The organism is Lentibacillus persicus, assembly GCF_900112705.1.
Taxonomy (GTDB): domain Bacteria; phylum Bacillota; class Bacilli; order Bacillales; family Amphibacillaceae; genus Lentibacillus; species Lentibacillus persicus.
Map to the genome: position 1 here is coordinate 338645 of NZ_FOMR01000003.1, position 10412 is coordinate 349056.

Sequence of the window (10412 nt, forward strand, 5' to 3'; positions counted from 1 at the left end):
TCTTGGTTAAAGGGATATCGTGTCACAAAAGTGTCATATATTCCAGGTAGGGCATGAATATCGAAATGTTGCCCCAATAATGGTTTCACCCCTGAGCAGCTGAGTACAATTAGTTGTGTTTGCGCTTTTTAATATGGTACTATTGTTTGTAGTTTTTCCCGCTTGGGAGGAGGTAAGGAATGAATCGAATATTTCGTAATGTCATATTTTATTTACTAATATTCTTAGTCGTCATTGGCGTCATAGGAGTATTCAACGGACAGAATGAACAAAGAGAACAATATAATGTCCAGCAATTCATGAATGCATTAAATAGTGGAGAAATCGACGAAATGACAATGCAGCCGGCTAACGGCATCATGCGTATCACCGGGAGCATAAGCGGCGGTGAAGAGTTTATCGCTCAGGTTCCAGATACGACAGATATTGTCACACAGATAACTGATCAGGCTCAGGAGCAAAGTACGCTCAACGTAGCGGAAGAAGAGCAACCAAGCGGCTGGGTTACATTTCTGACGACGATTATTCCATTTCTAATATTAGGGCTGTTTTTCTTCTTTATTTTGAGTCAGGCACAAGGCGGCGGTGGCGGCCGTGTGATGAACTTTGGCAAAAATAAAGCGAAAATGTATTCAGAAGAAACGAATAAGGAGAAAGTCCGGTTTAAAGATGTAGCCGGAGCAGATGAGGAAAAGCAGGAACTCGTGGAAGTTGTTGAATTTCTGAAAGATCCACGCAAATTCGCATCAGTCGGTGCCCGTATACCTAAAGGTGTGCTGCTGGTAGGTCCGCCGGGAACTGGTAAAACATTGCTTGCCCGTGCAGTGGCCGGGGAAGCCGGAACGCCATTTTTCTCAATCAGTGGTTCTGACTTTGTTGAGATGTTTGTAGGTGTCGGTGCATCCCGTGTGCGTGATTTATTCGAAAATGCCAAGAAAAATGCGCCGTGTATCATATTTATTGATGAAATCGATGCGGTTGGACGTCAGCGTGGCGCCGGTCTCGGCGGTGGACACGATGAACGTGAACAGACATTGAACCAATTGCTCGTTGAGATGGATGGTTTTGGTGTCAATGAAGGCATCATTATCATTGCTGCAACCAACCGTCCGGATATTCTTGACCCGGCGCTGTTAAGACCGGGACGTTTCGACCGGCAGATTACCGTTAACCGTCCGGATGTCAAAGGACGTCAGGAAGTACTGAAAGTTCATGCAAAAGATAAACCATTGTCTGAGTCGGTTGATCTTAAGACAATCGCAATGCGTACCCCAGGCTTTTCCGGTGCCGATCTGGAAAACCTGCTGAACGAAGCAGCGCTCGTAGCTGCGCGGTTTGATAAAGAAAAAATCGATATGGAAGATGTCGATGAAGCAATCGATCGGGTGATTGTCGGGCCTGCTAAGAAGAGCAAGGTTATATCAAAAAAAGAACGTGATATCGTTGCTCACCATGAAAGCGGCCATACGATTATCGGCAAGGTGCTCGATAATGCGGATGAAGTCCATAAAGTCACGATTATTCCACGCGGGCAGGCAGGCGGTTACGCTGTCATGCTTCCAAAAGAAGATCGTTCGTTCATCACAAAACCGGAATTGTTCGATAAGATTACCGGCTTGCTGGGCGGCCGTGTTGCGGAAGAAATAATGTTTGGTGAAGTGAGCACCGGCGCCCACAATGACTTCCAGCAGGCTACCAACATTGCACGCAAGATGATTACCGAATACGGTATGAGCGATAAAATTGGCCCGCTTCAATTTACAAGCGGCGGCGGCGAGGTTTTCCTTGGCCGTGATATCCAGAATGAACAGAATTACAGTGACACGATTGCGTATGAAATTGATAAGGAAATGCAAAACTTTATCAATTACTGCTATGATCGTGCCAAGCGAATTCTTACCGAGCATAAAGATAAGCTGGAACTAATGGCTCAGACACTGCTTGAAATTGAAACATTGGATAAAGGCCAGATTAAGTCCTTGTTTGAAGATGGCGTGCTTCCGGAACCTGTAGAATCTGACAGCCCATCGGGTGACCAAACGGATTCGGGGAAACAGGATGACGACGTAAAAGTTAACATTCAGCCTAAATCAGATGAAGAAGCTGAGCCTGAATCATATGAAGAGGCCAAAACGAAGGCCGAAGAAGAACGTGAACAAGAGGATGAAGACAATCAAGACACATCTTCTGAATCGGATGAAAAGAAAGATTAAATTCTTATATGCAAAAAGCCTCTCATGAAAGTGAGGGGCTTTTTGTTTGGAATCACCCTGTCGCTGTGCCGCATTTTAAAAGGACGTGCTAAAATTTTTAAGTTTTTCTACTCTTTATCGCGCATTGTTTTATGCTATAGTAAAAAGATAGAAAAGGAATAGGAAGGTTTGGTCATAGATGCTTTTTGTGTTGGATGCTGGAAATACAAACACCGTTCTTGGTGTTTTTGAAGAGGATACATTAGTTCATGAATGGCGCATTAAAACGGACCGGCATAAAACGGAAGATGAGTTTGCTGTTTTAGTTAAGTCATTATTGGAGCATGAGAATATTTCATTTTCGAATATTAACGATGTCATTATATCTTCTGTTGTACCGCCGATGATGTTTGCACTGGAAAAAATGTGCACAAAGTATTTTTCTCTGGAACCAATGGTGATTGGAAAATCATCGGTTGATCCCCATTTGAATATGGTTTATCCAAACCCAAAGGAAATTGGGGCTGATCGGATAGTGAACGCAGTAGGTGCAATCGAAGAATACGGGGCACCTTTGATTATCATCGATTTTGGGACAGCAACCACGTACTGCTATATTAATGATGAAAAAGCTTATTATGGCGGTTTGATCGCCCCGGGAATTCTGATCTCTATGGAAGCCCTTAACAACAAGGCATCAAAACTTCCAAAAATAGAGATACAGGCCCCCGAAAATGTTATAGGCAGTTCAACGGTTGAAGCGATGCAGTCGGGTGTTTTTTATGGATATGTCTCGCAGGTGGATGGGACTGTCAATCGGATGAAACACGAGATGGGAACAGACCCGACAGTCATAGCTACCGGCGGATTGGCTTCGCTATTGGCCGAAACGTCAGAAACGATTGATTATGCAGACAAGCAGTTGACATTAAAAGGACTTCAACTGATTTACAAGAAGAATAAACAACTGAGAGATATGTAGCATGAAGTGTTCAGATGAAAGGAACCATCTTTTACAAGGAGATGAACAGCTAAGATGAAAGATTATTTAGTAAAAGCAACCACTTACGACGGAGCAGTCCGCGCCTACGCGATCACGTCGACAAATACAATCAAAGAAATGCAAAGAAGACAGGACACATGGGCTACCGCCTCAGCTGCCCTCGGCAGAACCATGACCGTTGGTGCAATGATGGGGGCAATGCTGAAAGGTGATGACACGTTAACCACAAAGCTTGAAGGAAACGGCCCGATTGGTGCGGTTATAGCTGATAGTGACGCTACGGGCGATGTGCGCGGCTATGTAACAAATCCGCATGTTGATTTTGAGTTAAATGACCATGGCAAGCTGGATGTCAAAAGGGCAGTTGGCACCGAGGGGACACTCAGTGTGGTCAAAGACCTGGGGATGAAAGAACATTTTACCGGTCAGGTTCCGATTGTCTCCGGTGAAGTGGGCGAAGACTTCACCTATTATTTTGCCAACTCGGAACAGACCCCTTCTGCAGTTGGAGCTGGGGTCCTCGTTAATCCTGATCACAGCATTTTGGCTGCAGGCGGGTTTATCGTTCAAATGATGCCTGGAGCCGATGAAGAAGTTATCGCCCGCCTCGAAGAAAAGATTCAATCATTTCCGGCAGTTTCCACGCTGGTCAGAGAAGGTAACTCACCAGAACAAATGCTGGAGCGTTTGTTCGGAGAAGAGGAAGTTACAATTCATGGACGCTTGCCTGTCCGCTTTCAATGCAAATGCTCGAAGGAACGTGTTGAACGGGCTATACTCGGGCTGGGTAACGATGAAATTCAGAACATGATTGATGAAGACCATGGTGCAGAAGCGACGTGTCATTTTTGCAATGAAGTTTATCGTTTAACGGAAGAAGAGCTGGAAACACTTAAAGCATCTGCAGAAGACTGATCGAAAGGAGCGGCCGATGAATAGGAACCTTCTCTTAGCCTTTGTTGCAATTTTATTGATAACCAATATTATGACACTTATTTTTTGGCGTCAGGGTGACATGGTATCCCTTGACGAAAATGACACGAAAATCAACCAGAAGGATCCTGTGGCCGCTGTTGGGGACCAAGCCATTTCATATGAGGAATGGACAGCTTCATTACGTGCAAACTATGGTAAGAAACAGCTTGAAAAATTGATAAATCAGCGAGCGGTTGAGCAGCTCGCTGCGAAAAATAACATCACCATTGACGAGAAAGTCATCGAAAGGGAACTTGCGCTCTTACGAACAATGCAGGGTGTTATGACTGAAGAAGAAGCCAATCAAAAAGAACAAGAATGGCGCAGGGCTATCATCTACCGTTACCAGTTGCAGGCGCTGCTTACCGATGATGTTGATATACCCGACGAAAAAGTCCGGACACACTATGAAGAATTTCAGGATCAATATAATGTTCAGGCAACAACACAAATTTCGCATATTGTTGTCGAGGATACTGAAACGGCAGAAAAAGTGCATGAGGAACTTGAGAATGGTGCTTCGTTTGATTTGCTCGCCCGCGAATATTCAATTGATGAAGCAACAAAAAGTGACGGCGGTTATTTTGAATTCCTCGTAAATTCAAGTCAATTTTGGCCTGAGGGATATTTGGACAAAACAAAAGAAATGGATGAGCGAACTTACAGTGAACCGTTTAGAGTCAATCAGGGTGTTGCTATTATTTATCTCCACCAAAAACTCCCGGCAATTATGTTTGAGTATGACGAAATTAAACCATATATAACGCAGGAACTGGCAATGGACGAGCTGGGGAATGAATTATCGGCTGATCCTTTATGGAACGAGTTGAACATTGACTGGATTTATAAAAAGGAATAAAGCAGAGCAGAAAGCCCAATTCTGTTTAACGATTGACATTTTTTCAATTTCAACGTATATTAAACTCAAATCCTATAAAAGTACTAGGAATTGGGAGGGCTCAATATGAGAGTAGCTGACAATATTAATGGCCTGATAGGCGAAACACCGATTGTGAAGTTGAATCGTACGGCTGAAAATGACAGTGCAGACATTTATGTGAAACTCGAATTCATGAATCCGGGAAGTTCCGTCAAAGACCGAATTGCTTTGTCCATGATTGAGGCTGCTGAAAAAGAAGGAAAGTTAAAAGAAGGCGATACCATTATTGAACCGACAAGCGGCAATACCGGTATCGGTCTGGCAATGGTCGCGGCAGCAAAAGGTTATAAAGCGCTACTGGTCATGCCTGACACAATGAGTAAAGAGCGTCGTAACTTATTGCGTGCTTATGGGGCTGAATTGATCCTCACTCCCGGAGCGGATGCTATGAAAGGTGCGATTAAAAAGGCGGAAGAACTGCAGAAAGAACATGGTTACTTTATGCCGCAGCAATTCAGCAACGAAGCTAATACAGAAGTCCACGAGCGCACAACCGGCCAGGAAATTGTAAAGCAAATGGATGACGGACTTGATGCTTTTGTTTCCGGAATCGGCACCGGCGGTACGATTACTGGGGCTGGCAAAGTTCTGAAAAACCATTTCGATAACATTAAGCTTTATGCGGTTGAACCGGATGATTCTGCTGTTCTTTCCGGAGATTCGCCAGGTCCGCATAAAATCCAGGGTCTTGGCGCAGGGTTTGTGCCCGACATTCTGGATACTGAGATTTACGATGAAACGATTCGAATTACGAATGATGAAGCTTTTCAGACATCCCGTGAAGTGGCCAAAAATGAAGGAATTCTCGGCGGTATTTCGGCTGGTGCTGCCATTGCTGCAGCGAAGAAAGTTGCTAAGCAATTAGGCAAAGGGAAAAAAGTACTGGCAGTATTCCCTGACAACGGTGAGCGCTACCTGTCCACACCGCTTTATCAGTATGACGAAGAATAGGCAATCGCCGATAAAAAGGATTGGTGCCGGAGAAGTCTGGTGCTAGTCCTTTTTTTAATGCTGTGATAGGATAAACATTTAGAGGGTAAGGCGCGAAAATTTAATAACCAATTGTTAGTGGATGAGCTGCAATGGGCTGTAAAGGAAGGTGCGTAATGGAATTAAGAACATCTGGACGAACGTACAATTTGAATGACCGGACGCATATTATGGGAATCCTGAATGTGACGCCTGATTCGTTCTCCGATGGGGGAAATTACACCGATATTGACAGAGCGGTGGAACAGGCTGTTTTGATGGAAAGGCAAGGCGCAGATATCATTGATGTTGGCGGTGAATCGACAAGACCTGATCATGACCCGGTCTCAACCGAAGAAGAACTCGAGCGGATTTTGCCGGTTATCCGGGCACTCAAAGCCAAACTATCAATCCCCATCTCCATTGATACATATAAAGCTGAGACGGCGCGCCAGGCAATCGAGGCTGGTGCTGATATCATTAACGATGTCTGGGGAGCCAAACGCGAACCTGAAATAGCAGAAGTAGCAGCTTCAAACGGGACGCCAATTATATTAATGCATAACCGGACAAATATGGATTATTCCTCCCTCATCGATGATATGAAACAGGATTTGCGGAAGAGCATCGATATTGCGTTAAAAGCCGGGGTACCCGAGGAATACATTGTGCTTGATCCCGGTATCGGTTTTGCTAAAACCTCCGCTGATAATTTACAGGTAATGAACAACCTTGAAAAATTCAATGAACTGGGTTATCCGCTGCTTCTGGCTGCATCACGTAAATCCTTTATCGGAAAAATTTTAGATCTGCCGCCGAACGAACGAGATACTGGGACTGGCGCAACGACATGCCTTGGCATATCGAAAGGCGTCCAAATTGTCCGTGTGCATAATGTGAAGCTGCATGTTGAGCTGGCTAAAATGATGGATGCGATGCTTAATAAGCAAGGAGGAATTTCGCTTGGATAAAATTTTGCTGAACCAAATGGCTTTTTACGGCTATCATGGTTTGTTTCCTGAAGAAACCAAACTTGGGCAGCGTTTTTTAGTCGACGCCGAGTTAATGCTTGATTTAAAAACGTCCAGCCGTTCAGATGATATGAACGATTCCATTGATTATGGCGAGGTTTATAATGTAATTAAAGAAGTCGTGGAAGGTAAACCGAGGAACCTTGTTGAAACAATCGCTGAACAGATTGCAGATGAATTATTCCGAACGTTCAATTTACTGGAAGCGTGCAGATTAAAAGTTACTAAGCCTGACCCGCCGATTGCAGGACATTATCAGTCTGTTGCAGTCGAAATCTTCCGGGAGAAAAGAGACAAAGTATGAGTGATGAAATATATCTGGCGCTCGGGTCAAATATCGAACCGCGGGAAGACTATCTTGCAACGGCTTTGAATGCGCTTGAAGACCATCCGCGTATTTCTGTCCTGAAAAAGTCCTCAATTTATGAGACCGCACCGGTGGGCTATACAAACCAGGCGGACTTTTTAAATATGGTCATAAAAGTGGATACGTCGCTTTCGCCATTGGAACTGCTTGATGCCTGTCAGACCATAGAGAAGCAGCTTGGCAGAGAACGGGACATCCGTTTCGGCCCGCGGACGGTCGACCTTGACATTTTAATATATAATCAGGAAAATAGAGAAACAGAACAATTAACAATCCCGCATCCGCGTATGCTGGAACGGGCTTTTGTACTCATTCCGCTGAGAGAAATAGCACCTGAATTGTCCCTTCCTTCAGCACATAAAACGGTGTCGGATTATATAGAAGAACTTCAAGAGAGTGACATAAAGGATGTAACGATATGGATAAAGCGAGGCTCGGGAGAAGAATAAAAGCGTTCCGCAAATTAAAAGGCTATACACAGATCGGCCTGGCTGAAAAGCTCGATATCTCGGTCATGTGCCTTGGCAATGTTGAACGCGGGGAAAAACGGGCAACCATTGAACTGTTGAATCAGATAGCAAATCAGCTGAGTGTATCAAAGCAGGAGCTTATGAATACGGCCTCGGGAGGAGAGAAGGACGGGTAAAATACTGGTACGGATAGAGGGTGTATTGACCACTTTTTTATCTGAGGTTAACCCGGAATCCTCTGAAGATGGGAGGCGGCGTCAAGCTTCTTTAATATATAATTTATCGTTCGTAAGAGATAATACATCTATTAATGAAAGCCGGGTTCCTTAATCTCTGAACTCGGCTTGATAAAAAATGGAGTGATAATGGTGACAGAAGAATTAAATGATCATATGCGGGCACGGCGTGAAAAACTGGAATTCCTGGAAGAACAGAATGTAAAACCCTTCGGCAGTAAGTTTGAAAGAACGCATTTTGCATCTGACTTGGTCAGCTCATATGACCAATTTTCGAAAGAAGAACTCGAAGAAAAAGATGATGAAGTGACAATTGCAGGCCGTGTCATGACAAAACGCGGCAAAGGAAAAGCCGGGTTTGCCCACATTCAGGATTTAAGTGGACAAATCCAAATATATGTGCGGAAAGATATGATTGGGGAAGAATCCTACGAAGTCTTTAAGTCGGCTGACATGGGAGACATTGTTGGCGTAACAGGCGTCATGTTCAAGACAAAAGTGGGTGAGCTGTCAGTAAAGGCTGTGACGTTTACCTTGTTGACTAAGTCACTGCGACCGCTGCCTGAAAAATATCATGGCTTAAAGGATATTGAACAGCGTTACCGGCAGCGTTACCTGGATCTAATAACCAATCCTGACAGTAAAGAGACATTTATTTTGCGGAGCAAGATTATACAATCAATGCGTCGTTACTTGGATGATCAGGGTTTTCTCGAAGTGGAAACACCTATGATGCATGGCATTCCTGGGGGCGCCTCGGCCCGTCCGTTTGAAACGTACCATAACGCTCTGGACATCCCGTTATATATGCGGATTGCGATTGAGCTGCATTTGAAACGGCTGATCGTCGGGGGTATGGAAAAAGTATATGAAGTCGGCCGGGTGTTCCGCAATGAAGGTGTGTCGACGCGCCACAACCCGGAGTTTACAATGATGGAACTGTACGAGGCGTATGCCGATTTTCACGATGTCATGACATTGACCGAAAACCTGATTTCTCATATTGCTGAAGATGTGCTTGGTACAATGAAAGTTGAATATGATGGACAAGAAATTAATCTGGAACCTGAATGGAAAAGAGTTCATATTGTCGATTTAGTGAAAGAGTATACCGGTGTTGATTTCTGGCCTGATATGTCAGATGATGAAGCACGGGCACTGGCTAAAGAGCATGGTGTAGGCATCCGGGATAATATGACCTATGGACACGTTCTCAATGAATTCTTTGAGCAAAAAGTGGAAGAATCTCTGATTCAGCCGACATTTGTTTACGGCCATCCAGTTGAAATTTCCCCGCTTGCCAAACGGAACGATGAGGATGAACGTTTCACAGACAGGTTTGAATTGTTTGTCGTTGGCCGTGAACATGCCAATGCCTTTAGCGAATTAAATGATCCAATCGATCAGCGTGAGCGTTTTGAAGCACAAGTAAAAGAGCGGGATGAAGGAAATGATGAAGCGCATTTAATGGATGAAGATTTTCTTGAAGCTTTGGAATATGGTATGCCTCCAACAGGTGGTCTGGGAATAGGTATCGACCGGCTGGTGATGCTTTTGACTAATTCGCCGTCGATTCGTGATGTATTGCTGTTCCCTCAAATGCGCAATAAATAAATGGTTTAAACTAACCGGCCGGGGCTATGCATCATAAGCCCTGGCCGTTCATTTACTGTATGCAGCTGGCTGGCGGGAATGGATCATTTAAAGCTTGAAAAGTGAACGGGTAAGAGACCAATAAGTTACAGGTATTCGTTACATTATAATGAGCGGAGGTCGTAATGCTGTCTGAATGAAGATTAGATTTACGCTACTCCCGAGGTAATGGTTAAGTGGTATTTGAGACTGCAATTAATTGAAAAGGAGGTTTCTAACGTCACAAAACTGTTTATAATAGACAGAGCAAGCTGGCTTTGTCAGTTTCTTTGCAGATTTTTGCCGGCGATGGAATAAACATCCAAATATTTTTTTGTTGTATACCTATTGATTTATAAATATAAACATGATAAATTTATTGAGGTCGCGATAAGAGAAGCGGCCGACACAATAAAAACATAACAAAATCAAAAAGAGTTATTGACTTTGTTGGTTGAAGATGATATATTAATAAAGTCGCTTTTTCGAAGGCGGCATTCCGATTGCTCCTTGAAAACTGAACAAAACAACCAGTATGATAAACGATGTCAGAGGTAAGAAGTTGACGAGTCAGCTTAGCTGATTTGACGCAAACTT

10 protein-coding genes are annotated in these 10412 nt (G+C 44.0%); all 10 read left to right on the forward strand.

All coding sequences use genetic code 11. The features are described 5' to 3' along the window. Window positions 1-179: 179 nt before the first annotated feature. On the forward strand, window positions 180-2213 hold the full coding sequence (gene ftsH, locus BMZ22_RS06095; protein WP_090083097.1) for an ATP-dependent zinc metalloprotease FtsH: 2034 nt from the start codon (window positions 180-182) through the stop codon (window positions 2211-2213). A 178-nt stretch (window positions 2214-2391) separates the two neighbouring features. After that, window positions 2392-3174 (forward strand): type III pantothenate kinase, encoded by a 783-nt coding sequence (locus BMZ22_RS06100; RefSeq protein WP_090083099.1) that lies wholly within the window; start codon window positions 2392-2394, stop codon window positions 3172-3174. 54 nt (window positions 3175-3228) lie between these two features. Beyond that, window positions 3229-4110 carry an Hsp33 family molecular chaperone HslO gene (hslO, locus tag BMZ22_RS06105; RefSeq protein ID WP_090083101.1) on the forward strand — a complete coding sequence of 294 codons (882 nt, stop codon included), beginning with the start codon at window positions 3229-3231 and terminating at the stop codon, window positions 4108-4110. A gap of 16 nt (window positions 4111-4126) precedes the next feature. After that, the gene (locus tag BMZ22_RS06110) at window positions 4127-5029 is read left to right on the forward strand and encodes a peptidylprolyl isomerase (RefSeq protein ID WP_090083103.1); all 903 of its coding nucleotides are present in this window, start codon (window positions 4127-4129) and stop codon (window positions 5027-5029) included. A gap of 105 nt (window positions 5030-5134) precedes the next feature. Further along, entirely contained in the window at window positions 5135-6061 is a 927-nt protein-coding gene (cysK, locus tag BMZ22_RS06115; RefSeq protein WP_090083105.1) for a cysteine synthase A, read from the forward strand. Window positions 6062-6216: 155 nt separating this feature from the next. Further along, window positions 6217-7050: a dihydropteroate synthase gene (folP, locus tag BMZ22_RS06120; protein WP_090083108.1), complete on the forward strand. Its 834-nt coding sequence runs from the start codon at window positions 6217-6219 to the stop codon at window positions 7048-7050. Next, window positions 7043-7414, forward strand: coding sequence for a dihydroneopterin aldolase (folB, locus tag BMZ22_RS06125; RefSeq protein ID WP_090083110.1), 372 nt, complete (start codon window positions 7043-7045; stop codon window positions 7412-7414). Before folP ends, folB begins: the two co-directional genes overlap by 8 nt. Further along, window positions 7411-7926, forward strand: a complete 516-nt coding sequence (gene folK / locus BMZ22_RS06130; RefSeq protein WP_090083112.1) for a 2-amino-4-hydroxy-6-hydroxymethyldihydropteridine diphosphokinase — start codon at window positions 7411-7413, stop codon at window positions 7924-7926. The genes folB and folK overlap by 4 nt, the downstream gene beginning before the upstream one ends. Further along, on the forward strand, window positions 7896-8123 hold the full coding sequence (locus tag BMZ22_RS06135) for a helix-turn-helix domain-containing protein (RefSeq protein WP_090083115.1): 228 nt from the start codon (window positions 7896-7898) through the stop codon (window positions 8121-8123). The genes folK and BMZ22_RS06135 overlap by 31 nt, the downstream gene beginning before the upstream one ends. Before the next feature lie 192 nt (window positions 8124-8315). Beyond that, a complete protein-coding gene (gene lysS, locus BMZ22_RS06140; protein WP_090083162.1) occupies window positions 8316-9797 on the forward strand; it encodes a lysine--tRNA ligase in 1482 nt (493 codons plus the stop codon). Window positions 9798-10412 lie beyond the last annotated feature (615 nt).